The organism is Catellatospora sp. TT07R-123, from assembly GCF_018327705.1.
Classification (GTDB): Bacteria; Actinomycetota; Actinomycetes; order Mycobacteriales; family Micromonosporaceae; genus Catellatospora.
This window is the reverse complement of record NZ_BNEM01000002.1, coordinates 3,594,042-3,616,894: the sequence shown is the minus strand read 5'-3', so window position 1 is coordinate 3,616,894 and position 22,853 is coordinate 3,594,042. Positions and strand designations below refer to the sequence as shown.

Sequence of the window (22,853 nt, the reverse complement as noted above, 5' to 3'; positions counted from 1 at the left end):
CCTGGTGAGACGCGGCCCGGTCCGCGTCAACCGCAGCGCCGTCAGCGGGCGAAGATGCCTGTCGCGCGGCGAGAGCTTTGAGAGGGAACGAGAATGGTTGAGATCTTCTACGACGACGACGCCGACCTGTCGATCATCCAGGGACGCAAGGTCGCCGTCATCGGGTACGGCAGCCAGGGCCACGCCCACGCGCTGTCGCTGCGGGACTCGGGCGTCGACGTGCGCGTCGGCCTGAAGGAGGGCTCGAAGAGCCGCGCCAAGGCCGAGGAGCAGGGTCTGCGGGTGCTCACCCCCGCCGAGGCGGCCGCCGAGGCCGACGTGATCATGATCCTCGCGCCCGACACCGCGCAGCGCTTCATCTACGCCGAGTCGATCGCGCCGAACCTGACCGCCGGCAAGGCGCTGTTCTTCGGCCACGGCTTCAACATCCGCTACGGCCTGATCACCCCGCCGGCGGACGTGGACGTCGCGATGGTCGCCCCGAAGGGCCCCGGCCACCTGGTGCGCCGCCAGTACGTCGACGGCAAGGGCGTGCCGTGCCTCATCGCCATCGAGCAGGACGCCACCGGCGGCGCGCAGGCGCTGGCGCTGTCGTACGCCAAGGCGATCGGCGGCAGCCGGGCCGGTGTCATCAAGACCACGTTCAAGGAGGAGACCGAGACCGACCTGTTCGGTGAGCAGGCCGTCCTCTGCGGTGGCGCCTCCGCGCTGGTCCAGACCGGGTTCGAGGTGCTGACCGAGGCGGGCTACGCCCCCGAGGTGGCCTACTTCGAGTGCCTGCACGAGCTGAAGCTCATCGTCGACCTCATGTACGAGGGCGGCATCGCCCGCATGCGCTACAGCGTCTCCGACACCGCCGAGTACGGCGACGTCACCCGCGGCCCGCGCGTCATCGACAGCCGGGTCAAGGAGGAGATGAAGCGCATCCTGGGCGAGATCCAGAACGGCGAGTTCGCCCGCGAGTGGGTCGCCGAGGACGACAACGGCCGCCACAACTTCACCAAGCTCCAGGAGCAGGGTGCCGTGCACCCGATCGAGGAGACCGGCGCCAAGCTGCGCGCCATGATGAGCTGGGTCGACCGGCCGCTCACCGAGACCGCCTGATCACTTCCTCCCCATGAAGCAGCCAGACCGCTGACAACGGCGGTCGGGCCTACCGGGCCGCGCCCGAGGCGATCCCTCGGCGCGGCCCGGCTACCTTTCGCGTCCCGGGTTGATCCGGACTGAGCAGGACAAACGTGAGGACGGTCACGGGCCGCCTTCGGCGTGCGAACCCGTCCGAAGCCCGTAACATCGCCGGGGTAGGCCCCGAACGCAATGCGGCGGTTCCGGGCATCAAGTCATCCAACTCTCAGTCGTGAGGCAAGCTGTGACTCCCGTCGTTCTCATTGCCGAAGAACTCGCTCCCGCCGCGCTCGACGTGCTGGCGTACGACTTCGACGTGCGTCACGTCGACGGCACCGACCGGGCGGCACTGCTTGCCGCGCTGGCCGAAGCCGACGCCGTGATCGTGCGGAGCGCCACCAAGATCGACGCAGAGGCGATCGCCGCCGCGCCGAGGCTGAAGGTCGTCGCCCGCGCCGGCGTCGGTCTCGACAACGTCGAGGTGCCCGCGGCCACGGCGCGCGGTGTCATGGTCGTGAACGCGCCGACCTCGAACATCGTGTCCGCCGCCGAGCAGGCCCTGGCGCTGCTGCTGGCCGTGGCGCGCAACACCGCGTCGGCGTCGTCGGCCCTGAAGAACGGCGAGTGGAAGCGCTCGAAGTACACCGGCGTCGAGCTCCAGGGCAAGACCGTCGGCGTCGTCGGCCTCGGCCGCATCGGCGTGCTGTTCGCCCAGCGCATCGCCGCCTTCGGCACCCGCCTCATCGCGTACGACCCCTACGTGCAGCCGGCCCGCGCCGCCCAGCTCGGCGTGCGCCTGGTGGGCCTGGAGGAGCTGCTGCGCGAGAGCGACTTCATCTCGATCCACCTGCCGAAGACCCCGGAGACCGTGGGCCTGATCGGCGCCAAGGAGCTCCAGCTCGTCAAGCCCGAGGTGCGCATCATCAACGCCGCGCGCGGCGGTCTGATCGACGAGGACGCGCTGGCCGAGGCGCTGGCCGACGGCCGCGTCGCCGGCGCCGGCATCGACGTGTACCTCAAGGAGCCGTGCACCACGTCGCCGCTGTTCGCCTTCGACAACGTCGTGGCCACCCCGCACCTGGGCGCCTCGACCCACGAGGCGCAGGACAAGGCCGGCCTGGCCGTGGCCAAGAGCGTCAAGCTGGCCCTGCAGGGCGAGTTCGTGCCCGACGCGGTGAACGTGCAGGCCGGCGGTGTCGTCGCCGAGGAGGTGCGGCCGCTGCTGCCGCTGGCCGAGAAGCTCGGCCGGGTCTTCACCGCGATCGCGGGCGGCGTGGCCGCCAGCATCACCGTCGAGGTGCGCGGCGAGATCGTCGAGCAGCACGACGTGTCGGTGCTGAAGCTGGCCGCGAGCAAGGGCCTGTTCAGCTCGATCGTCGAGGAGCAGGTCACCTACGTCAACGCGCCGCTGATCGCGGCCGACCGCGGCGTGGAGATCAACCTGTTCACCAACCCCGAGGTCAACGAGCACAAGAACCTGGTCACGGTGCGCGGCGCGCTCACCGACGGGCGCACCGTCAGCGTCGCGGGCGCGGTGGTCAGCCACGGCCTGCGCGAGCAGATCAAGCTTACCGAGCTCGACGGCTTCGACCTGGAGCTGGACGCCGAGGGCAACCTGCTGTTCTTCCGCTACTCGGACCGTCCGGGCGTGGTCGGCGCGGTCGGCACCGTCCTGGGCGCAGTCGGCGTGAACATCGCGGCGATGCAGGTGGCCCGGCGCGAGGCCGGCGGCGAGGCGCTGATGACGCTGACCGTCGACTCGCCGGTCCCCGCCGACCTGCTGCAGCGCGCGGCGGAGAACATCGGCGCGGTCTCGGTCAGCGCCGTGGATCTCACCGAGGAGTAAGCAGACGCTTGCACAGCGTCGTACGCGCTCGGTAGCCTGCAAGAGTCCACTACGGACGCCCGCGGCGCGGGCACGGAGGGACGGGTCTTCGGGTGATCCGGTCCGTTCGTACGCGACGCGACACAGCAATCACCGACCGGCCCGGGTGGAACTGTTTGCCGCAGTTTCCGCCCGGGCCGGTCGTCTGTGCGCGATGGGGCCGCATCCGGGCACGAGATGCGAAATGATGACCCGTATGCACTCCCAGCTCGACCTCGGCCCGGACCACCCGGGCCGCGCCGACACCGCTGCGCGCCCCGCCGCCGGCACAGCCACGGCCGACCCGGCCGTCGACTCCGCCGCGCTGGCCAGACGCCTGACCGACTCCCGGCGCACCGTGGACATCAGCATGCTGCTGCTGCTCGCGTCGTTCCTCGTCGGCGCGATGCTGATCGCCGGACAACCGACGTGGACGTTCGGTGCGGCTGTCATCGTCGGGCTGCTGCTCGTGCTGACAGCGTTCGCGGCCTTCCTGGTCATCAACGGGCGGGACTGGCGGGTGCGCCGCGACCTCGTGCCGCTGCGGCTCGCGCTGGCCGAAGGAGCCGAGCCCGAGCCCGTGGCCCTGCGGGCGCTGCCCTGGCGCTCGTCCCGGGCCCTGATCGGGGCGTTCCTGCCGCTGGCCTTCGTCGCCCTGCTGATCTGGCGGCTGCGGGTCGAGCAGGCGACGCTCGACGAGGTGCTGCCCGGCCAGCGGATCAACCTCAAGGACGTGCTCGCCTGGGGGCTGACCTTCGGCCTGGTGCTGATCGTCCCGGCCGTGGCCATGCTGCTCGTGTACCGCCGGTACCGGGTCGGCACCCACTCCGTGCTGGCCCGGGTCGACGCGGACGGGATCTGGCTGCGGGCGATGCGGGTCACCGTGCCCTGGTCGGAGGTCGTCAGCCTCGGCCTGCGGCTGGACGACCGGCCGGAGACCGGGCTGCTGATCGAGGTCGCCGACCCCGAGGAGATCGTGGCCCGCAGCGAATACCGCGGCCTGCGCCGCCGGTACGCGCTGTGGACCCTGCGCGGCGGCGACCGGTTCCTCATGATCGACGAGTTCTGGCTGGCCGAACCGGTCGACCGGGCCCTGGCGGCGGCCCTGGCCTACCACCGCGAAGCCTGGGCGGACTCCGACTACGACGGCGCCGAACCCGTTCAGCGCGCCGAACTGACCGGTTGGGTCTTCTGACCGATGTCGGCCGAACGGCCGACCGCGGCATGCCCTGGTGAATGCGCTGCCGCGCCCCCGATCCGTGGCACGCTTCGGTTATGAGTGATGCGTCGCCGACGGAGATCGTCATCGCGCCGGTCGGGCTGGAGCACCTGCGCCAGGTGCTGGACCTCGGCAACCGGGTGTTCGACACCTCGGTCAAGCCGTACACGTCGTGGTCGCTGACCGCGGTCGCCGAGCATCTCGACAGCGGCGACAGCGCCTGTTGGGTGGCGCTGGACGGCGAGACCGTGGTCGGCTTCGTGCTCGGCTCGCAGACGTTCGAGCTGCGTGACGACTGGGGCTACCTGGAGTGGATCGCGGTGGACCCGGCGTACCAGGGCCGGGGCATCGCCGGGCGCCTGGTGAACGCGTGCTGCGAGGCCCTGTTCGAGGGTGGCGCGAGCCGCGTCGTCACCGACGTCGAGAGCTCGAACAACGCCTCGGCCACCCTGATGTCCCGCAACGGCTTCGCCCCCGCCGTCACGGTGACCCTCTTCGTCCGCAGCAGCCAGCCCGACGCCGAACCCGCCCGCAACATCCCCGGCGCCTCCAAGCGCCACCTCATCCGCAGCGGCCGCCTCGTCGGCGACCACCGCCCCCAGTAGCCCGCCGGCCCCGCCGCCCTCGGCCGGGCCGACGGCCCCGTCGATCATGAACCTTTGGCACGGTTCGACGGCGTGTCGAGGGCACAGCTTCCTGATCGACATGCTGGTCGTGCGGTGCGGTGTCCGCATGGTGGTACGGGTGTACCGTGGGGTGGGAAATGGGCTTAACGTTCGGTAGGACGTTCGGCGTGGGTGCCGGTGGGGCAAGTGAGGGGCGAGTCGGAATGCGCATTGCGGTGGTGGCCGGAGACGGGATCGGCACCGAGGTGGTCGCGGAGGGCCTGAAGGTCCTGGACGCGGTGCTGCCAGGTGTGGAGACCACGGCCTATGACCTCGGCGCGGCGCGCTACCACCGCACCGGCGAGGTGTTCCCCGACTCGGTGCGCGACGAGCTGGCCCAGCACGACGCCATCCTGCTCGGCGCCGTCGGCGACCCGACCGTGCCGCCGGGCGTGCTGGAGCGGGGCCTGCTGCTGAAGCTGCGCTTCGACTTCGACCAGTACGTGAACCTGCGCCCCTCGCGCCTGTGGCCGAACACCAGCGGCCCGCTGGCCGGCGTCAAGCCCGGCGAGATCGACTTCGTGGTGGTCCGCGAGGGCACCGAGGGCCTGTACGCGGGCGCCGGCGGCGGCATGCACCGCGGCACCCCGCACGAGGTCGCCACCGAGGAGAGCCTGAACACCCGCCACGGCGTGGAGCGGGTCATCCGCGACGCGTTCGAGCGCGCGGGCAAGCGCCCCCGCCGCAAGGTCACCATGGTCCACAAGACCAACGTGCTGACCCACGCGGGCGGCCTGTGGGCGCGCACGTTCGCCGCGGTGGCGGCGGAGTTCCCCGACATCACCACCGAATACCAGCACGTCGACGCGGCCGCCATGTTCATGGTCACGAACCCGCAGCGCTACGACGTGATCGTCACCGACAACCTGTTCGGCGACATCCTGACCGACATCGCGGCCGCGGTCACCGGCGGCATCGGCCTGGCCGCGAGCGGCTGCATCAACCCGACCCGCGCCTTCCCGTCCATGTTCGAGCCGGTGCACGGCTCGGCGCCGGACATCGCGGGCCAGGGCAAGGCCGACCCGGTGGCGGCGATCCTGTCGGTGGCCATGTGCCTGGAGCACCTGGGCTACGCGGACGAGGCGCGCAAGGTCGAGGAGGCGGTTTCGACCGAACTGTCCGGGCGCACGCCGGGACAGACGATCCGCACGGCTGAGGTCGGCGACCGAGTATCCGTACTCGTAGCATGACCACACGGCCGCGAGAATGACACGTTCGCCCGGTCCGTGAGGTGGCCGGGCGATCTGCTTTCTGCCTGGTACATCGCATGGGCTGGGGTTTAACGAGCGTTAGAGGTAAGTTTTCCCCGGACCTTTGAATGATGGAGGGCAGCGCGCATGAGCGGCGGTGGCACGATCGACTTCGAGATCCGTCCGAGTTCACAACCGGTATCGGCCACTGAGCGGGAAGCGCTCCTGGTCAACCCCGGCTTCGGACGCATCTTCACCGACCACATGGTGACGATCCGATACGCCGAGGGCAAGGGCTGGTACGACGCCCGGGTCGAGGCGCGGGCGCCGATCCCGCTCGACCCGGCGACCGCCGTCCTGCACTACGCCCAGGAGATCTTCGAGGGCCTCAAGGCATACAACCGGGCCGACGGCAAGATCGGCCTGTTCCGTCCGGAGGCCAACGCGTCCCGGTTCGTCGAGTCGGCGCACCGGATGGCGATGGCGCCGCTGCCCACCGAGCTGTTCCTCGGCTCGATCCGGCAGCTGGTCGACATCGACCGCGCCTGGGTGCCGACCAGCACCGAGGGCAGCCTCTACCTGCGGCCGTTCCAGTACGCCAGCGAGGTCTTCCTCGGCGTGCGCCCGGCGCGGGAGTACCTGTACGTGCTGATCGCCTCGCCGGTCGGGCCGTACTTCTCCGGCGGGGTCAAGCCGGTGACGATCTGGGTGTCGAACGACTACACCCGGGCGGCGCCCGGCGGCACCGGCGCGGCCAAGTGCGGCGGCAACTACGCCGCCGGTCTGGCCGCCCAGGCCGAGGCGACCGAGCGCGGCTGCGACCAGGTCGTCTACCTCGACGCGGCGGAGCGCAAGTACATCGACGAGCTCGGCGGCATGAACGTGTTCCTGGTGCGCAGGGACGGCACCATGATCACTCCGCCGCTGAACGGCGCGATCCTGCCCGGCATCACCCGCGACTCGGTGATCACGCTGGCCAAGGAGCAGGGCTACTCCGTCGAGGAGCGTCCCGTCTCGATCGACGAGTGGCGGGACGGCGCCCGCGGCGGCGAGATCGTCGAGGCGTTCGCCTGCGGCACGGCCGCCGTGCTGACCCCGATCGGCACCGTCCGCGGCACCGACGGCGACTTCACGATGGGCGACGGCACCGCCGGCCAGGCCGCGACCTCGCTGCGCCAGACCCTGGTCGACATCCAGTACGGCCGCCTCCCCGACCCCCACGGCTGGACCACCACCATCTGATCCGCGTCCGGGGATGATCAGCATTTCGGGTCACTACCTGCTGCCAAACGGCAGGTAGTGACCCGAAATCGTGATCACCGCCGCAGTGCGACGGCCCGCTCAGCGGACCGGGCGGTGGGTGCTGGCGGGGCGGGTTCCGGTCGGGCGGGAGCCGCCGCCGGGGCGGGCGCCGTACGGGCGGGTGCCGGCCCAGCGGGCCGATGACGATCGTATGACCCCGAATTGGGACTCGACGTGTGCCAGGGCCCGTTCTACGTTGTCAGTTGCCATGTCGGACCTCCTCGATACCCCGATCAACGACCGCGCAGGTGGGCGGTCGCTCAGTGCTGCCTGCGGCAGCGCGGTGGCGAGGGATGGCTCCGGTGTGGACGATCAGCCGGCGCGTCGCAGCGCGGCCTGCATGGTCGGCGGGCGACCGATGCGCGGAGGCGGGGCGAGCCGCCGCCGCGCGGTGAGGGGCAGGTCCAGGAACGACGCGTCCAGGCTGACCAACGAGCGGACGAGCGACTGCTGCAACGCGTCGGCGTCGGGCAGCTGCCAGTTCACCTGTGCGGGTGACACCTGCCAGCGCACCGGGCCTTCGGGCAGCACGGTCGGCGGGGCGGGGATCCATGAGCCGAGGCTGTGGCGCAGCACGTCGACCCGGTGGTCGAGTTCGGGTGCGAGCGCGGTGGCGGGCTTCATCAGGAGCATCCAGCGGCCGGCGGCGGTGACCGCGACGGGTCCGCGGACGCGGGCGGCGGTGCCGGGGCCGGTCGGCGGCCCGCAGACGTGGCGGGCGCCCAGCAGTGCGGGCACTTCGAGCACGTCGAAGGTGTGGCCGGTGGGCAGCAGCACGGCGTGCGGGTGCAGGGACCACCACTCGTCGAGTTGTGCGGAGAACGTGCTGGACTGCGTCTCCCAGTCCGTCAGGAGCGGGTGGCAGCTGCTGGCCAGGCAGGTGGCGCGGTCGCAGGCCATGCGCTGGCCGTTGAAGTACGCTCCCGGGGTCACCGCCCAGCCGTGGTCGGCGAACTGCTGCGCCGTGTGCCGCAGACGGCGTCGCAGCAGGCTTCTGACGAACGGTCCGTGTCGCCACCGCATGGTGCCCGACCTCCTCTTCCGGGGTACCGCGAAAAACGGGCATAGATCGACATCGGTCTTGCCCGTATCCGTGGTCTCAGGCGCTCGTTACATCGACAACAGTCCAGTAAGCAGACGTCCCAGTGCATTTTCTAACTGCAACTTGCATCAGAAGATACGAGTGACGGACCGGACGAGGGCGCACAGCCTGTGCGACTCGTTTCCCACACCCGATGAGGGGAGGGTTGTGACGTGGACGAGCTGCCCATAGGCCGGCGGGTGTCGTACTGGCGCAACCGCCGCAAGATGTCGCAGCAGGTCTTCGCCGACCGGCTGGGCAAGTCGAAGAGCTGGGTGGACAAGGTCGAGCGCGGCGTGCGCCGACTCGACAAGTTCTCCGTCGTGTACGAGATCGCCGACGTGCTCCAACTGGACGTGGCGCTGCTGCTCGGTAAGGACCCCGAGCGCCGCCCCGACAGCGTGAACTGCATCGATCAGATCGAGGTCGCCGAGATCCGGTCCGCGCTGGAGCGCTACGACCAGATCAGCGCGTTCTTCTACGCCCCGCCCGAGCCGCCGCCCATCGCCGAGATGCGCAAGGCCGCCCAGCACGCCTGGCAGACCTGGGAGCACGGCCGCTACGGCGTGCTCGCCCGCGCGCTGCCGAAGCTGCTGCGCGACGCCCAGGCCGCCGACACGGCGTACGCGGGCACCGACGACACCCGCGAGGCCGCGCACCTGCTCGGGCAGGTGTACCAGATCGCTTCGTCGGTGCTGCGCAAGCTCGGCGAGCTGGATCTGGCCTGGCTGGCGGCCGACCGGTCCATCGCGGTGTCGCAGCGCGCCGGGGACCAGCTGCTGGCGGGCGTGGCCACGACCCGGGTCGCCAACGCGCTGCGGGCGCTGGGGCGGCACCGGTCCGCGCTGGAGGTCAACGTCAACATCGCCAACCGGCTCTGCCCGGCCAGCGGCGGCGAGACCGCCGACGACCGCCTGTCCGTGTACGGCTTCCTGCTGCTCCAGGGCGCCATGGCGGCCTCCTGCATCGGCGACAGCGCCACCATGCGCGACCTGCTCACCGGTGCCCAGGACGCGGCCGCCGGGCTCGGCGGCGACCGCAACTTCTACTGGACCAGCTTCGGCCCCACCAACGTGCAGGTGCACCGCGCCGCGGCCGCCGTGGAGCTGGGCGAGGGCGGCATGGCGGTGGCCATCCACTCCTCGCTGGACCCGGCGTCGTTCAACGCGATGCTGCCCGAGCGCCGGGCGCACCACTACCTGGACATGGCCCGCGGCTACGCCCAGATCGGCGACGTGGAGAAGGCGGGCGAGATGCTGCTGGAGGGCGACCTGCTCGCCCCCGCGGAGATCCGCTGTCGCCCGATCGCGCACGAGGTGCTCAGCGACGTGCTGCGGCGCACCCGGGGGACGCCGACGGCGGCGCTGGCGGAGCTGGCCGAGCAGATGGGTGTGGGGGTCTGACATGACCGACGAGCCGCTGGACGACGCGCCGTCCGCCGAGGCACCGCGCCGGCCGGTGCTGTACGTCCTGGCCTGCGGCTCGCCGGTGGCGCGGGAGGTGGGCAAGCTGGTCGCGCTGGCCCAGCGGCGCGGCTACGACGTGTGCGTGGTGGCGACCCCGGACGGGCGCAAGTTCCTCGACATCCCGGCGCTGGCGGCCCAGACCGGCCACCCGGTGCGCACGAGCTTCAAGAACCCCGGCGACCCCGACGTGCTGCCGCCGCCCGACGCGCTGGTGGTGGCCCCGGCGACGGTCAACACGGTGAACAAGTGGGCGGCGGGCATCGCCGACACGCTCCCGCTCGGCCTGCTGATCGAGGGGTACGGCAAGGGCCTGCCGATCGTGGCGTTCCCCTACACCAACGACGCGATGGCCCGGCACCCGATGTTCCAGGAGAACCTGGACCGCCTGCGCCGCTGGGGCGTACGCGTGCTGTACGGCGACGACGTGCTGGTCCTGCCCGCGCCCGGCAACGGCGACGCGGTCCGGCACGAGTTCCCGTGGGAGCTGGCCCTGGCCGCCGTCGACGAGCTGCTGTCCCACCGGGGCGTGCGGGTGGGTGTCTGAACGGACCGGGAGTCTAGGCTGTCCGGGTGAGCTGGACTGTCGCCTCGTTCGTGCGATTGCTCGATGAAGAGTTCCCGCCCAGCTGGGCGGAGCCGTGGGACCGGGTCGGCCTGGTCGCCGGGCGCCCCGACAACCCGGTGACCCGCGTGCTGACCGTCGTCGACGTGCTGCCGGACACCGTCGCACAGGCCCTCGATCTCGGCGCCGACCTGATCGTCGCGCACCACCCGCTGCTGCTGTCCGGGGTCTCCTCGGTCGCTGCCGTCGACTACCAGGGCCGCGTGCTGCACGACCTGATCGAGAACCACGTCGCCCTGTACGTCGCCCACACCAACGCCGACGTGGCCGACCCCGGGGTCAGCGACGCGCTCGCCGACCGGCTCGGCCTGACCGAGCTGCGGCCGCTGCGCCCCACCGAGCAGGGCCGCGGCTTCGGCCGCATCGGCCGGGTCAACCCGATGACGCTCGGCGAGTTCGCGCACCTGGCCGCCGCCGCGCTGCCGGTGGCGAGCTGGGGCGTGCGCGTCAGCGGCGATCCCGCCCGCACCGTGACGACCGTCGCCGTCTGCGGCGGTTCGGGCGACAGCTTCATCCCCGACGCGGTCGCCGCGGGCGTCGACGTCTACCTCACCGGCGACCTCAAGCACCACCGCGTCGCCGACCTGCGTGCCGAGGGCGGCCCCGCGCTGGTCGACGCCGGCCACTACGCCACCGAGGCGCCCTGGCTGACGCCACTGGCCGCCTGGCTGCGTACGCGGACCGGACTTGAGATCATCGTCTCCGACGCGAACACCGACCCGTTCCCGTTCCACGCTTGCGCGACACTTGACCCTGCCACGTGAGCACCATGCCCGGCAGTGCGCTGATCAAGAGAAGGAGTGCCGAATGAAGGCCGACCCGAAGGACCAGCAGCGGCTGCTTGACCTCCAGGCGATCGACATCACGCTGCAGCAGCTGGCGCACCGCCGCCGGACGATGCCGGAGACCGCGGAGCTCGACGCGTTGACCAAGGTCGTCAGCCGGCTGGAGGACGAGCGGGTCCGCGCCGAGGTCGACGTCGACGACCTGGACCGCGACATCACCAGGCTGGAGCGCGAGGTCGACACCGTACGGCAGCGCCGGGCCAAGGACCAGCAGCGCCTCGACGACGGCCGCCTGCCCGCCCGCGAGCTGACCGCGCTGGAGCACGAGATGACCTCGCTGTCCCGCCGCCAGTCCGAGCTGGAGGACGCCGAGCTGGAGCTGATGGAGAAGCGCGAGACGGCGCAGTCGGCGCTCGACGCGGTGGACGAGCGCATCGCCTCCGCCCGCGACACCCGGATCGCCACCGAGCAGCGCCGCGACCAGACCGTCGCCGAGCTCGACAAGGAGGCGCAGTGGAAGCGGACGGCCCGGGGTCCGCTCGCCGCCGACCTCCCGGCCGAACTGGTCCAGCTGTACGACAAGATCCGTGAGCAGTCCGGCGGCCTCGCCGCGGCCCTGGTGCAGTACGGCCGCTGCGGCGGCTGCCGCCTGGAGCTGTTCGGCGCCGACCGCAACCGGGTCAAGACGGCCGCGCCCGACGAGGTCGTCCGCTGCGAGGAGTGCCGCCGCATCATGGTGCGCACCGCCGAATCGGGCCTGTGACCATGCGGGTCGTGGTCGAGGCCGACGGGGGCGCCCGCGGCAATCCCGGCCCGGCCGGATACGGCGCGGTCGTGCGCGACGCGGCCAGCGGCCAGGTGCTCGCCGAGCGGGCCGCCGCGATCGGCGTGGCCACCAACAACGTCGCCGAGTACCGGGGGCTCATCGCCGGGCTGGAGGCCGCCGCCGAGGTGGGCGCGACCCTGGTCGAGGTGCGGATGGACTCCAAGCTGGTGGTCGAGCAGATGTCAGGCCGCTGGCAGATCAAACACCAGGGGCTGCGGCCGCTGGCGGCGCAGGCCGCCGGGCTGGTACGCAGATTCGACCAGGTCACGTACGCCTGGATCCCGCGCGAGCGCAACCGTGCCGCCGACGCCCTGGCCAACGCGGCCATGGACGCCGCCGCGGCCGGGGGCGCCGAGATCGAGCACGACGCGGCGGTCGCCACGGCCGTCGCCATCACCGAACCCAAGCAGGACTGGGCGCCGCGCACCGCCCCGGCGACCCGGCTGATCCTGGTCCGGCACGGCGAGACCCCGCTGACGGCGCAGAAGCGCTACTCCGGGCGCGGCGACGTGCCGCTGTCCGAGCGCGGGCAGGCGCAGGCGGCCGCCACCGCGCAGCGCGTGGCCGGTCTGAAGCCGAACCGGGTCGTCTGCTCGCCGCTGGAGCGCTGCAAGGCCACCGCCCGCGCCATCGCCCAGGCGGCGGGCCGGGTGCCGGTCGAGGTCGAGCCCGAGCTGATCGAGTGCGACTTCGGGGTGTGGGAGGGGCTGACCTTCGGCGAGGTGCGCGAGCAGTACGCCACCGAGCTGTCCGCGTGGCTGGCCTCCACGTCCGTCGCCCCGCCCGGCGGGGAGTCGTTCCAGAAGGTGGCCAAGCGGGTCCGGGGCGTGGTCGGGCGGCTCCAGACGCAGTACGAGGGCGACACCGTCGCCGTCGTCTCACACGTCTCGCCGATAAAGCTGATCCTGCGCGACGCCCTGGCCGCCTCGGACGCGTTCCTGCACCGCCTGCTGCTGGACCCGGCCGGAATCTCCATCGTGGACACCTGGCCCGACGGCGGCATCTCCGTCCGCGTCGTCAACGACACCGCACACCTCAGCGAGTTCTGACCCCACCCGCGCACCCCTGCGCTGTGCAGACAAAAAGGGCACCTTCTCATCGGGATCCGATGTGGAAGGTGCCCTTTCTCACGCTCAGGCGAGGGCGAAGCGGACCAGGCGCTTGGCGGGGTCGGCGGTGGTGAGCCGCACGGTGACGCGGTCCCCGGCCGTCAGCTGGCCGTCGCAGCGGGCGCGTACGGCGGGGTCGTCCAGGGCGACGGTGCCGCCGGGCTTGCCGTGGTTGGTGTCCAGCACGGCAGCGGGGAACGTCTCGCCGATCCGGTCGGCGAGCACCACGGCCTCGACCAGGTCGATCGCGCCGCGCTCGGCGGCCGAGGCGACACTGCCGGTCCCGGTCATGATCTCGGGCAGGCGGGGCAGCGCCTCGGCGGCCCAGGCGGGCACGTCCCGGCCCTCGTGCAGGGCCAGGCACACCTCGGTGGCATACCGGTCGGCCAGCCGCCGCAGCGGGGCCGTGACGTGCGCATACGGCGAGGCCACCGCGGAGTGCGCGGGCTCGGCGGGCAGCTCGCCCGCGAACGGCGTGTACCCGGCGCCCCGCAGCAGCTCGGCGGCCTCGTCGATGAACGCGGCGGCCTTCGGGTCGGCGCAGTCGAGGCTCGCGATGACCTGGCCCACGGTCAGGCCGTCGGGCCAGCCGATGCCCAGGCCCTGCCCGGCCAGGCGCAGCCGGGCCACGGCGTGCGGGTCCGGGGCGGGCATGGTGCGCAGCAGGCCGATCCGGCCCTTCAACATGATCTCGGCGGCGGCCCGGCCGGTCAGCAGCGAGATCTGCGCGTTCCACTCCTCGCTGGCCAGCGGGGCGCGCAGGCTCAGCCGCCAGCTCTTGCCGTCGGGCTCGATCTCCTGCTCCGGCATGGGCAGGTTGATGGCGCCGCGCTCCAGGGCGCGTGCGATCAGCAGCTTGCCCAGTTCGGGCAGCAGCGCGATCGGCTCGGCCAGCTTGCCGCTGTCGGCATCGGACTGCACCCCGTCGTAGGCGAGCTTGGCGCGGCTGCGCACCCGGGCCCGCCCCACCTCGACGGACTCGGTGTCGCCGTCGGCGCTGACGTCGATCGTCCACACCACCGCGGCCCGCTCCACATCGGGCAGCAGGCTCACCGCGCCCTCGGACAGCACCGTCGGGTGCAGCGGCACCTTGCCGTCGGGCAGGTACACCGTCTGCCCGCGCTTCCAGGTCTCGGCCTCCAGCGCGCTGCCGGGCACGACGTACGCGGCGACGTCGGCGATGGCGTAGTGCACCCGGTAGCCGCCGCCGTCGCGGCGCAGCAGGCACAGCGCCTGGTCCAGGTCGCGCGACGAGGCGGGGTCGACCGTGACGAACGGGATGTCGGTGCGGTCGGCCTGCGGCAGCTTCACCTCGCGGGCGGCCTGCTCGGCCTGCGCCTGCGCCGCGGGCGGGAACCCGTCAGGCAGGTCCAGCTCACGGCGCAGGGGAGTGAAGTCGATGGCCTGGGCGACCAGGCGGCGGTGTGCCATTGGTCCTTCTTACCAGCAGCGGACCTCCGGCGGCACCGGCCTGCTGGCCACCCGGATCAGCGCATCGCCTTGCGAGCAGGCGCTCGGCGGGCTGTCGACTTGGTGACCGCGGACCGCATCGCGGTCTTGCGTACGGCCGTCTTGCGGGCGGGCGCGGTCTTCTTCGCCGCCATGGCCGTCTTGCGGGCGGGCGTGGTCTTGCGCGCCGTGGCCGCCTTCTTCATCGGCGTCGTCTTGCGCGCCGCGGTGGCCTTCCTGGCCGGGACCTTCTTGGCCGCGGTCTTCTTCACCGCCGCGGTGATCCGCTTGGCCGCGGTGGTCTTGCGCGCCGCCGAGGTCGTCTTGCGCGCGGCCGTCGTCTTCTTCGCGGCGGTGGTCTTCTTGGCGGCGGTGGTGGTGGTCTTCCGGGCGGCGGTGGTCTTCCTGGCCGCCGTCGTCTTGCGGACCGCGGTCTTCTTGGCCGGTGCCGTCTTCCTGGCGGTGGTCGTCTTCTTCACCGCCGTGGTCTTCTTGGCGGCGGCCTTCCTGGCGGGCGTGGTCTTCTTCGCGACGGCCGCCTTCTTCAGGGGCGTCGTCTTCTTCGCGGCGGTGGTCTTCTTCGCCGTGGCCGTACGGGCCGTCGTGGTCTTGCGGGCCGTCGTGCTCCTGGTCGCCATGGCCTTCTTCGCCGTCGCCTTCTTCGCCGGTGCGGCCTTCTTCACGGCCGCGGTGACCTTCTTCGCGGTGGTCTTCCTGGCCGCCGCGGTCGTCTTCCTGGCCGCCGCGGTCGTCTTCCTGGCCGCCGTGGTCTTCTTGGCGGCGGTCGTCTTCTTGGCAGTGGTCTTCTTCGCGGTGGTCTTCTTCGCGGTCGCCTTCTTGGCGGGCGTGGTCTTCTTCGCGACGGCCGCCTTCTTCATGGGCGTCGTCTTCTTCGCCGGCGAGGTCTTCTTGGCGGTCGCGGTCGTCTTCGCCGCGGCCGGCCCGCTCGGCGCCTTCTTGGCGACCGACTTCACGGCAGCGGCCTTCTTCGCCGGTGCCTTCTTCGCTGCGGCCTTGGCTACGGCCATCGCTCCTCCTCACGGGTATGTCCTGCCGGACATGCCTCCGGCGGAACCGCGAACAGCGGTGTCCGGCCGTACCGGCGAACGCGGTTCACCGGGGGAAATCCCGTGCACTGCTGCTCCAGACATCACTGTGCAACGCAAAAGGCCCATGTGTGAGCGAAATCCATAAAAAAGTGAAAGTCATCCGCAGTCGCGCAAGCACTCCACAGTGCACCTATCGCGGCATCGGTTGCGGCACCGGCTCTTACGGCGTCCGGCGGCGCATCGGCGGCACGGCGCCGTCAGCGGCCGGAAGCGACCGTCTCGGCCAGCCGGACCAGCATGTCGCACTGCGACGGCGTCTCCGGCGGATAGCCCCGCCGCTCCACCAGCCGGTCCATCGCCTGCCGGGCCGACAGGCCGAGCTGGATCAGCACTCCGCCCGCGATGAGTCCGGACCGGCCGATCCCGGCCCAGCAGTGCGCCACCACGTATGCCCCGGCGGTGACCTCGGCGGCCAGCCGGGCGGTGAGCGCCTGGTACGGCGCGAACTCGGGGACGTCGTGGTCGCCGACGGGGAAGTGCTCGAACCGCATCCCGGCCCGGCGCACCGCGTCGGCCTCGCCGAGCAGCCCCAGCAGTTCCAGCTCGTCGTCGGGCAGCGCGCACACCACCACGTCCACGCCGTGCACCGAGCGCAGCAGGTGCAGGTCCTCGGCCAGCGTCACGTCGCGCGCGGGCCGGGGCATCATCCCGACGCGGCCGGGGGTGTCGTGCACGACGTACGGGTCGCTGTGCGGCATGGCGCCGATTATGCGTGCGGCGGCCGGTACACGGCACCGTGCGGGTCGGCGCAGTGGGCCGCCGCGATCGCGGCCGGGGTGTCGTGCTCGTCGGTGTGGTCGACCTGGAGCGTGGTGTGCGCGATGTGGTGCTCGCCGCGCAGCAGCGCCTCGACGTCGCGGCGCACCGCGTGGCAGTCGCCGCCGGGCTGCACCAGGATGTGCGCGGACAGGGCCGGGTAACCCGAGGTCACCTGCCACACGTGCAGGTCGTGCACCTCCACGACGCCGGTCACGCAGGCCAGTTCCGCACCGAGGGCGTCGGGGCTGAGCCCGGCGGGCGCCGCCTCCAGCAGGATGCGGCCGGACGCGCCGAGCAGCTCCACGCCCGCCTTGACCATCAGCACGACCACGACCAGGGAGGCGATGCCGTCGGCGCGGTCGAACCCGGTGGTCAGCACGATGAGGCCCGCGATCGCGGTGGCGATGAAGGCGAACAGGTCGTTGAGGATGTGCTGGAACGCGCCCTCGATGTTGAGGCTGGTCCGGTTGGCCCTGGACAGGCACCAGGCGGCGACGAGGTTGACGCCGACGCCCGCGATCGCGGTGACCAGCACCGCGCCGCCGCGCACGTCCGGCGGGTGGATCAGCCGCTGGATCGCCTCGTATGCCAGCCAGGCGGCCAGCAGCAGCAGGGTGATCCCGTTGGCCTGCGCGGACAGGATCTCGGCGCGCTTGAGCCCGTACGTGTAGCCGCCGCGCGGCGGGCGGGCCGCCAGGCGCATCGCCACCAGGGCCAGCACGATCGCGGCGGCGTCGGTGAGCATGTGGGCCGCGTCGGACAGCAGCGCCAGCGAGTCGGCGAGCAGGCCGACGACGACCTCGACGCCCATGAACCCGAGGATCAGCGCGAGCGCGATGCTCAGCCAGCGCCGGTCGGCGTCGGCGGAGACGCCGTGCCCGTGGCCGCCGTGGCCGGAGTGGTCGTGCCCGGTGTGGTCGTGTCCGGCGCCCATGTCAGGCCACCTCCGGGGTGCTGGCGCAGACCGCCGGGTCGATGGCGAGCACCAGCCCGAGCAGGTCGTCCAGGGCGTGGGCCAGGCGGGCGTCGCTCAGCTCGTAGCGGCTGCGGCGGCCCTGCGGGCTGGCCACCACCAGGCCGCAGCCGCGCAGGCAGGCCAGGTGGTTGGACAGGTTGGTGCGGGTCACGCCGAGGCGGTCGGCCAGGTCGGTCGGATACGCCGGGCCTTCGCGCAGCGCCAGGAGCAGGCGGATGCGGGTGGGGTCGGACAGTGCGTGGCCGAACCGGGCCAGCACCTCCACGTCGGTGGCGGCATCGAGCATGCCCCTGATTCTACAGTCGAAGCTGACTTCAGCATCGGCTGAACAGTCAACTTACACTGGGACGGTGCCCTCGCCCCTGCTCGAACGCGCCCTGACCGACCCGCCTCCGCTGCCGCTGCCCGGCCCCGCCGCCGACCTGCTGCGCACCCTCGACGCCCCGCCGCGCCTGGCCGCCCACCTGCGCCTGGTCCACGACGTCGCCTCGCGGCTCACCGCGGCCCTGACCGCCGCCTGCCCCGGGCTGGCGTACGACCGCGACGCCGTGCTGTTCGGCGCCGCCACGCACGACATCGGCAAGGCCGAGCACCCCGCCGAGCTGGCCGGACCCGGACACGCGCACGAGCAGGCCGGGGCGCGGCTGCTGCGGGCGCACGGGATCAGCCCCGAACTGGCCCGCTTCGCCGCCGGGCACGCGCACTGGGACCGGGGCAGCACCACCGAGGACCTGCTGGTCACCGTCGCCGACAAGGTGTGGAAGGGCAAGCGGGTCGCCGACCTCGAACAGCTGCTCGCCGATCGGATCACGGCGGCCGGAACGGACCGCTGGGAGGCGTTCCTGCTGCTGGACACGCTGCTGGAACGGCTCGCCGCCGGAGCGGACGAGCGGCTGGCCTGGCAGGGGTCGTACCCCCGCTAGGCCACCAGGATCTTCACGACGGCCTCGCCCGCCTCGGCCGCGCGGTGGTAGAAGTCGACCAGCTCGACCGCGTCCTGGGCCAGGTGGCTCGCGCGCTGGTCCGACCACGGGTGCGGCGAGTACTGCCGCAGCACCGCGGCCAGCTCCAGCGACCGCTGCGCGATCCACTCACTGGGCTCCGCGTCGGCCAGGTACACCGAGACCGCCTCGACCTGCTGCGCGGTCAGCACCCCGACCTCGTCATCGGCACCGGCGCCGATCGGCCGCCAGTCGCCGCCCGACACGATCAGCCCGGCCGGGTCGGCGGCCATCCCGGTGCTGCCCGCGAACAGCACCTCCAGCAGCAGGTAGTCCTCGGCCACGGCCAGCACCACACCCTCGGCCACCGCCACCGGGTAGGCGTCGTCACCGAAGGTCGGCACGGACTCCCACAGCTCGCGCGGCGCCGCCTTCAGCGCGGTCGCGGGCACGCGGTGCCAGTACATGTCCACACCGGTCATGGCTCAGCCCTTCGCCTTGGCGGGCGCCGCCGCCTGCTTGCTCCCGCCGCCGCGCGGCGCGGGCACGACCACCCCGGTGGCCCACTTGTCCAGGTCGAACCGGAACCAGCCGCCCTTGACCGTGCCGCCGCTGCCCAGGGCGAGCACGGCGCGGATGCGGGCGGGGTTCTTGTCGTACACCCGCAGCAGCTCGGCCACGTCGGCGGCCGGGACCGTCCAGGTGGCGCTCTGGTGGCCTTCCAGCCGGAACGGCAGCTCCGGCCCGCGCCGGCCCTGCCCGCCGACCATGTGCCGGCCCCGCACGCCCCGCACCTCGAACTCGCAGGTCACCACCTGCACCGCGCCGAGCGCGCCGTTGGTGACCGTGGTGGCGATCAGGAACTCCTTGGCGTCACCGGGCCCGAAGTTGTTCATGTGGTACAGCCGGGCGGTGGGCCGCGCCCCGGACCGCCGGTACGCCAGCACGGCCACGGTCAGGGCCGCCAGCGCCACCGCGGCGGCGGTGAGCGCGGCCAGCCGTGCGATCGGATCGGACACAGCGGTGACTATGGCACAGCGGCGGCGGCCGGGAAACCCGACGACGTCGTGGCCGTCGCGCGCCCACCCCCGCCAGGCTCGTGTCACATCGGCCGGACGCATCGTTGTAAACCTGGTGAAGCTCGACATTCCCGCCGGTCGCCTGCTGCGCGTCCTGCTGTGCTGCATCGCCGCCCTGCACGCGCTCAGTCTCGGCTTCTGCCTCGTCTACCACGGCCTCGGCGTGTACGACCCGTTCCCGTACTTCGGGCGGCTGGTCAAGTTCTTCTACGTCGACAAGGAGGACAACCTGCCGACCTGGTACTCCTCCGGGGTGCTGCTGCTGGCCGCCGTGCTGCTGTGGCAGGTCGCGAACAACGCCAGGGCCGCGGGCGCCCGCTTCGCCCGGCACTGGCGCATCCTGGGCGTCGTCTTCGCCCTGCTGTCGATCGACGAGTACGCGCAGGTCCACGAGATCGGCGCCACCGTCGCCGTGGTGCACCTGGGCCAGGCGTCGTACCTGTCGTGGCTGGTGCTCGCGGCGCCGCTGGTGCTGGCGCTCGGGGTGTCATACACGCGGTTCCTGCTCGCGCTGCCGGGACGGGTGCGGGTGCTCGTCGTCGTGGGGGCCGCGCTGTTCCTGTTCGGCGCGGCGGGCATGGAGGTCGTCGGCGCGTTCTCCGGCCGCGAGAACATCGGCTTCACCCCCGGCTGGGCCAGCATGCGGTACGTCCTGTCGGCCTCGTTCGAGGAGCTGCTGGAGATGACCGGCGCGGCCCTGTTCGTGTACGCCGTCGCGCTCTACCTCCAGCAGCACCAGCGCCCCGCCGCCGTCGCCGCGCCCGCCCAGGCGGCCCGTGAGGCGGCCCCGGCCGTACCTGCCGGGAGCAGCCGGTGACCGCCGAGCCGGTGCTCGACCGGACCGCCCTGGCCGCCGCGGGCCGCGACGCCGCCGCCAAACTCACCGCCGCGGGCGTGCACGGCGTCGCCCTGACCTGGGTCGACAACGCGGGCGTGACCAGGGTCAAGGCCGTGCCAGCGGGGCAGCTGCCCGGGGCGGCCGCGTGGGGCGTCGGCATGTCCACCGTGCACGACGTGTTCTGCGTCGACGACACCATCACCGCCGGGCGGCTCGTCGGCGGACCCGTCGGCGACCTGCGGCTGCACCCCGACCTCGACCGGCTCACCGTGCTCGCCGCCCAGCCCGGCTGGGCGTGGGCGCCGGTCGACCGGTGGACCCAGGACGGTCTGCCGTACCCGGCGGACCAGCGCCTGTTCGCCCGGCGCATGGCCGCCCGCGCCGCCGACGCCGGGACCACCCTGCGGATGGCGTTCGAGCTGGAGTTCTACCTGGCCCGCCCCGACGGCAGCCCGGCCTCCGACGGCCCCGCCTACGGCATGACCCGGCTGGTCGAGCTGTCCGACTACGGCCGCGACCTGCTCGCCGCGCTGGCCGCCCAGGACGTCGCCGTCGAGCAGTTCCACCCCGAGTACGGCTCCGGCCAGCTCGAACTGTCCGTCGGCCACGCCGACCCCGTCGCCGCCGCCGACCGGATCGTGCTCGCCCGCGAGACGGTCCGCGCCACCGCGCTGCGCCACGGCCTGCGCGCCTCGTTCGCGCCCGTGTCCGTCGCGCGGCAGGTCGGCAACGGCATGCACCTGCACTTCTCGGTATGGGCCGACGGCGCCAACCTGCTCGCGGGCGGCGACGGCCCGCACGGCCTCACCGCGCGCGGCGAATCCGCCCTGGCCGGGGTGCTGTCGCGGCTGCCCGCCCTGGCCGGGCTCGGCGTGCCCAGCCCCGCCAGCGCGCTGCGCCAGGCCCCGCAGCGCTGGGCGGGCGCGTACCAGTGCTGGGGCCGGGAGAACCGCGAGGCCGGGCTGCGGTTCGTCACCGGCGTCGAGGGCAACCGGGCCGGCGCGGCCAACGCCGAGGTCAAGTGCGTCGACGGGTCGGCCAACCCGTACCTGGTGGTCGGGGCGGTGTGCGCGCTGGTCGCCGACGCGGTGGACGCGGGGCTGCGGCTGCCCGAGGAGGTCGGGGTGGACCCGTACACGCTGGCGGAGCAGCAGCGGCCGCCGCGCCTGCCGGACACGCCCGCCGCCGCGCTCGCGGCCCTGCACGCCGACCGAGGGCTGTGCGCGGCGCTCGGAGCGCCGCTGCTCGACGCGTTCGACGCGGTGCACCGGGCCGAGGCCGGCACGCTCGGGAAGCTGCCCGAGGACGAGCTGGTGGAGGCCGTGCGATGGCGGTACTGAACCCGCTGGACCTGCGCGAACTCGCGCTCGTCGACGGTCACTGCCACGGCGTCACCGCCGCGCCGCTGGAGGATGCGGCATTCGAGCTGTGGTGCACGGAGGCCGACGAACCGGCCCCGCCGGGGGCGTCATACCTGGACAGCCAGGTCGGGCTGGCCCTGCGCCGCTGGTGCGCGCCCGTGCTCGGGCTGCCCGCCGGGGCGTCGGTGGAGGAGTACCTGTGGCAGCGGCGGCGCCTGGGCGCCGACGAGGCCACGGCGCGGCTGCTGCGCGCCGCGCACCTGTCCGCGCTGCTGGTCGACACCGGCCCCGCCGCGGGCAACCTGCTCCCGCCGGGAACGCTGGGCGCGCTCGCGGGTGCCTCGACCCACGCGGTGGTACGGCTGGAGCTGCTGGCCGAGGAGGTCGCGCCCGGCAGCGGGGCGGACGGGTTCGCCGCCGCCCTCGACGACGCGCTGCGGACGGCCCTGCCCGGCGCGGTCGCGACCAAGTCGATCGCCGCGTACCGGCACGGGCTCGGCCTCGACCCGACCCGGCCGCAGCCGCACGAGGTGCGGGTCGCGGCGGGGCGCTGGCTGCGCGACGGCGGCCGCCTGACCGACCCGGTGCTGCTGCGCCACCTGCTGTGGTGTGCCGTCGACACCGGTCTGCCGATCCAGCTCCACACCGGCTTCGGAGACCGCGACGCCGCCCTGGTCCGGGCCGATCCGGCGCTGCTCCAGCCGTTCTGCGAGGCGACGCTGCGCACCGGGGCGCGCCTGGTGCTGCTGCACTGCTACCCGTACCACCGCCAGGCGGGCTGGCTCGCCCAGGTCTACCCGCACGTCTACGCCGACGTCGGCCTGACCGTGCCGCACCTCGGCGCCCGCGCCACCGCGGTGCTCGCCGAGTTCCTCGAACTCGCCCCGTTCGGCAAGCTGCTGTACTCCTCCGACGCCTTCGGCCTGGCCGAGCTGTACCTCATCGGGGCGTCCCAGTTCCGCCACAGCCTCGCCCAGGTCCTCAACGCCTTCATCGCCGACGGCGCGCTGCCCCCGGCCGACGCCCAGCCCATCGCCGACCAGCTCGGCTCCGCCAACGCCCGCCGCCTCTACGCCCTGTGAGCCGC

At 72.7% G+C, this 22,853-nt stretch carries 23 protein-coding genes; 15 read left to right on the top strand and 8 right to left on the bottom strand.

Annotated features, from left to right (window positions below; translation table 11 throughout):
- Positions 1-93 precede the first annotated feature (93 nt).
- From ilvC to Cs7R123_RS35915, 6 genes are all read left to right on the top strand, one after another.
- Positions 94-1,104 (top strand): ketol-acid reductoisomerase, encoded by a 1,011-nt coding sequence (gene ilvC / locus Cs7R123_RS35940; RefSeq protein ID WP_212833263.1) that lies wholly within the window; start codon positions 94-96, stop codon positions 1,102-1,104.
- Positions 1,105-1,369: 265 nt separating this feature from the next.
- Positions 1,370-2,971, top strand: a complete 1,602-nt coding sequence (serA, locus tag Cs7R123_RS35935) for a phosphoglycerate dehydrogenase (protein ID WP_212833261.1) — start codon at positions 1,370-1,372, stop codon at positions 2,969-2,971.
- A gap of 226 nt (positions 2,972-3,197) precedes the next feature.
- Positions 3,198-4,184: a hypothetical protein gene (locus Cs7R123_RS35930; protein WP_212833259.1), complete on the top strand. Its 987-nt coding sequence runs from the start codon at positions 3,198-3,200 to the stop codon at positions 4,182-4,184.
- A gap of 80 nt (positions 4,185-4,264) precedes the next feature.
- The gene (locus Cs7R123_RS35925; RefSeq protein ID WP_212833258.1) at positions 4,265-4,813 is read left to right on the top strand and encodes a GNAT family N-acetyltransferase; all 549 of its coding nucleotides are present in this window, start codon (positions 4,265-4,267) and stop codon (positions 4,811-4,813) included.
- A gap of 224 nt (positions 4,814-5,037) precedes the next feature.
- Positions 5,038-6,063, top strand: coding sequence for a 3-isopropylmalate dehydrogenase (locus tag Cs7R123_RS35920; protein WP_212833256.1), 1,026 nt, complete (start codon positions 5,038-5,040; stop codon positions 6,061-6,063).
- A 147-nt stretch (positions 6,064-6,210) separates the two neighbouring features.
- A complete protein-coding gene (locus tag Cs7R123_RS35915) occupies positions 6,211-7,305 on the top strand; it encodes a branched-chain amino acid aminotransferase (protein WP_212833254.1) in 1,095 nt (364 codons plus the stop codon).
- Between the two features lie 372 nt (positions 7,306-7,677).
- Here the strand turns inward: Cs7R123_RS35915 and Cs7R123_RS35910 are convergent, their stop codons facing one another.
- On the bottom strand, positions 7,678-8,388 hold the full coding sequence (locus Cs7R123_RS35910; protein ID WP_212833252.1) for a bifunctional DNA primase/polymerase: 711 nt from the start codon (positions 8,386-8,388) through the stop codon (positions 7,678-7,680).
- 231 nt (positions 8,389-8,619) lie between these two features.
- Between Cs7R123_RS35910 and Cs7R123_RS35905 the strand changes: the two genes are divergently transcribed.
- From Cs7R123_RS35905 to Cs7R123_RS35885, 5 genes are read left to right on the top strand one after another with little or no spacing between them, the layout of a single operon-like run.
- A complete protein-coding gene (locus Cs7R123_RS35905; RefSeq protein WP_212833250.1) occupies positions 8,620-9,849 on the top strand; it encodes a helix-turn-helix domain-containing protein in 1,230 nt (409 codons plus the stop codon).
- 1 nt (position 9,850) lies between these two features.
- On the top strand, positions 9,851-10,456 hold the full coding sequence (locus Cs7R123_RS35900; protein ID WP_212833248.1) for a flavoprotein: 606 nt from the start codon (positions 9,851-9,853) through the stop codon (positions 10,454-10,456).
- 26 nt (positions 10,457-10,482) lie between these two features.
- Entirely contained in the window at positions 10,483-11,298 is an 816-nt protein-coding gene (locus Cs7R123_RS35895; protein ID WP_244872359.1) for a Nif3-like dinuclear metal center hexameric protein, read from the top strand.
- 43 nt (positions 11,299-11,341) lie between these two features.
- Entirely contained in the window at positions 11,342-12,082 is a 741-nt protein-coding gene (locus tag Cs7R123_RS35890) for a zinc ribbon domain-containing protein (protein ID WP_212833246.1), read from the top strand.
- Positions 12,083-12,084: 2 nt separating this feature from the next.
- Positions 12,085-13,194 (top strand): bifunctional RNase H/acid phosphatase, encoded by a 1,110-nt coding sequence (locus Cs7R123_RS35885; protein ID WP_212834936.1) that lies wholly within the window; start codon positions 12,085-12,087, stop codon positions 13,192-13,194.
- 84 nt (positions 13,195-13,278) lie between these two features.
- On the opposite strand, the gene Cs7R123_RS35880 is transcribed toward Cs7R123_RS35885, so the two are convergent.
- The 5 genes from Cs7R123_RS35880 to Cs7R123_RS35860 form a co-directional block, all read right to left on the bottom strand.
- Positions 13,279-14,685 carry an RNB domain-containing ribonuclease gene (locus tag Cs7R123_RS35880; RefSeq protein WP_212833244.1) on the bottom strand — a complete coding sequence of 469 codons (1,407 nt, stop codon included), beginning with the start codon at positions 14,683-14,685 and terminating at the stop codon, positions 13,279-13,281.
- Between the two features lie 56 nt (positions 14,686-14,741).
- The gene (locus Cs7R123_RS35875) at positions 14,742-15,731 is read right to left on the bottom strand and encodes a histone (protein WP_212833242.1); all 990 of its coding nucleotides are present in this window, start codon (positions 15,729-15,731) and stop codon (positions 14,742-14,744) included.
- Positions 15,732-16,009: 278 nt separating this feature from the next.
- Positions 16,010-16,510, bottom strand: a complete 501-nt coding sequence (locus Cs7R123_RS35870; protein ID WP_212833240.1) for a tyrosine protein phosphatase — start codon at positions 16,508-16,510, stop codon at positions 16,010-16,012.
- An 8-nt stretch (positions 16,511-16,518) separates the two neighbouring features.
- On the bottom strand, positions 16,519-17,505 hold the full coding sequence (locus tag Cs7R123_RS35865) for a cation diffusion facilitator family transporter (RefSeq protein WP_212833238.1): 987 nt from the start codon (positions 17,503-17,505) through the stop codon (positions 16,519-16,521).
- Position 17,506: 1 nt separating this feature from the next.
- Positions 17,507-17,833: a helix-turn-helix transcriptional regulator gene (locus Cs7R123_RS35860; protein ID WP_212833236.1), complete on the bottom strand. Its 327-nt coding sequence runs from the start codon at positions 17,831-17,833 to the stop codon at positions 17,507-17,509.
- 64 nt (positions 17,834-17,897) lie between these two features.
- Between Cs7R123_RS35860 and Cs7R123_RS35855 the strand changes: the two genes are divergently transcribed.
- Positions 17,898-18,470 (top strand): HD domain-containing protein, encoded by a 573-nt coding sequence (locus Cs7R123_RS35855; RefSeq protein ID WP_244872358.1) that lies wholly within the window; start codon positions 17,898-17,900, stop codon positions 18,468-18,470.
- Here Cs7R123_RS35855 and Cs7R123_RS35850 read toward each other — a convergent pair.
- On the bottom strand, positions 18,467-18,970 hold the full coding sequence (locus Cs7R123_RS35850) for a DUF1877 family protein (protein ID WP_212833233.1): 504 nt from the start codon (positions 18,968-18,970) through the stop codon (positions 18,467-18,469). The genes Cs7R123_RS35855 and Cs7R123_RS35850 overlap by 4 nt on opposite strands.
- Positions 18,971-18,973: 3 nt before the next feature.
- The gene (locus tag Cs7R123_RS35845; protein ID WP_212833232.1) at positions 18,974-19,507 is read right to left on the bottom strand and encodes a hypothetical protein; all 534 of its coding nucleotides are present in this window, start codon (positions 19,505-19,507) and stop codon (positions 18,974-18,976) included.
- A gap of 115 nt (positions 19,508-19,622) precedes the next feature.
- On the opposite strand from Cs7R123_RS35845, the gene Cs7R123_RS35840 reads away from it, so the two are divergent.
- From Cs7R123_RS35840 to Cs7R123_RS35830, 3 genes are read left to right on the top strand one after another with little or no spacing between them, the layout of a single operon-like run.
- Positions 19,623-20,384: a hypothetical protein gene (locus tag Cs7R123_RS35840; RefSeq protein WP_212833231.1), complete on the top strand. Its 762-nt coding sequence runs from the start codon at positions 19,623-19,625 to the stop codon at positions 20,382-20,384.
- Positions 20,381-21,745 (top strand): glutamine synthetase family protein, encoded by a 1,365-nt coding sequence (locus tag Cs7R123_RS35835; RefSeq protein ID WP_244872357.1) that lies wholly within the window; start codon positions 20,381-20,383, stop codon positions 21,743-21,745. Before Cs7R123_RS35840 ends, Cs7R123_RS35835 begins: the two co-directional genes overlap by 4 nt.
- Complete coding sequence (locus Cs7R123_RS35830; protein WP_212833230.1) at positions 21,733-22,848, top strand: amidohydrolase family protein; 1,116 nt, start codon at positions 21,733-21,735, stop codon at positions 22,846-22,848. Before Cs7R123_RS35835 ends, Cs7R123_RS35830 begins: the two co-directional genes overlap by 13 nt.
- Positions 22,849-22,853 lie beyond the last annotated feature (5 nt).

What these genes read in the sequence shown, in the direction of transcription:
- ilvC (WP_212833263.1), top strand. Translation starts at nt 94, where the DNA reads ATGGTTGAGATCTTCTACGACGACGACGCCGACCTGTCGATCATCCAG.
- Cs7R123_RS35930 (WP_212833259.1), top strand. Translation starts at nt 3,198, where the DNA reads ATGACCCGTATGCACTCCCAGCTCGACCTCGGCCCGGACCACCCGGGC.
- Cs7R123_RS35925 (WP_212833258.1), top strand. Translation starts at nt 4,265, where the DNA reads ATGAGTGATGCGTCGCCGACGGAGATCGTCATCGCGCCGGTCGGGCTG.
- Cs7R123_RS35920 (WP_212833256.1), top strand. Translation starts at nt 5,038, where the DNA reads ATGCGCATTGCGGTGGTGGCCGGAGACGGGATCGGCACCGAGGTGGTC.
- Cs7R123_RS35915 (WP_212833254.1), top strand. Translation starts at nt 6,211, where the DNA reads ATGAGCGGCGGTGGCACGATCGACTTCGAGATCCGTCCGAGTTCACAA.
- Cs7R123_RS35910 (WP_212833252.1), bottom strand. Translation starts at nt 8,388, where the DNA reads ATGCGGTGGCGACACGGACCGTTCGTCAGAAGCCTGCTGCGACGCCGT.
- Cs7R123_RS35900 (WP_212833248.1), top strand. Translation starts at nt 9,851, where the DNA reads ATGACCGACGAGCCGCTGGACGACGCGCCGTCCGCCGAGGCACCGCGC.
- Cs7R123_RS35890 (WP_212833246.1), top strand. Translation starts at nt 11,342, where the DNA reads ATGAAGGCCGACCCGAAGGACCAGCAGCGGCTGCTTGACCTCCAGGCG.
- Cs7R123_RS35885 (WP_212834936.1), top strand. Translation starts at nt 12,085, where the DNA reads ATGCGGGTCGTGGTCGAGGCCGACGGGGGCGCCCGCGGCAATCCCGGC.
- Cs7R123_RS35880 (WP_212833244.1), bottom strand. Translation starts at nt 14,685, where the DNA reads ATGGCACACCGCCGCCTGGTCGCCCAGGCCATCGACTTCACTCCCCTG.
- Cs7R123_RS35875 (WP_212833242.1), bottom strand. Translation starts at nt 15,731, where the DNA reads ATGGCCGTAGCCAAGGCCGCAGCGAAGAAGGCACCGGCGAAGAAGGCC.
- Cs7R123_RS35870 (WP_212833240.1), bottom strand. Translation starts at nt 16,510, where the DNA reads ATGCCGCACAGCGACCCGTACGTCGTGCACGACACCCCCGGCCGCGTC.
- Cs7R123_RS35865 (WP_212833238.1), bottom strand. Translation starts at nt 17,505, where the DNA reads ATGGGCGCCGGACACGACCACACCGGGCACGACCACTCCGGCCACGGC.
- Cs7R123_RS35860 (WP_212833236.1), bottom strand. Translation starts at nt 17,833, where the DNA reads ATGCTCGATGCCGCCACCGACGTGGAGGTGCTGGCCCGGTTCGGCCAC.
- Cs7R123_RS35850 (WP_212833233.1), bottom strand. Translation starts at nt 18,970, where the DNA reads ATGACCGGTGTGGACATGTACTGGCACCGCGTGCCCGCGACCGCGCTG.
- Cs7R123_RS35830 (WP_212833230.1), top strand. Translation starts at nt 21,733, where the DNA reads ATGGCGGTACTGAACCCGCTGGACCTGCGCGAACTCGCGCTCGTCGAC.